A 222-nucleotide genomic window follows, 5' to 3' on the forward strand; every position below is an offset into this window, starting at 1 on the left:
ACAGCGATCGCTGCTTTGGTCAGAATTCTCGAAACTACTGATAATGAAAATACCCTTTGCCAGGTTGCCAAAAGTTTAGGAAAAATCGCACAAGGCAATGAAACAGCGATCTCGGCTTTGGTCAGAATTCTCGAAACTACTGATAATGAAAATACCCGTTGCCAGGTTGCCGAAAGTTTAGAAAGTTTAGGAAAAATCGCACAAGGCAATGAAACAGCGATC

General features: G+C 41.9%; 1 protein-coding gene. It reads left to right on the forward strand.

Annotation, left to right across the window (positions count from 1 at the left end):
- The coding region (locus AM228_RS28000) for a HEAT repeat domain-containing protein (protein WP_156332131.1) at window positions 1-222 on the forward strand (222 nt) is incomplete at both ends.

Source organism: Planktothricoides sp. SR001, from assembly GCF_001276715.1.
Taxonomy (GTDB): Bacteria; Cyanobacteriota; Cyanobacteriia; order Cyanobacteriales; family Laspinemataceae; genus Planktothricoides; species Planktothricoides raciborskii.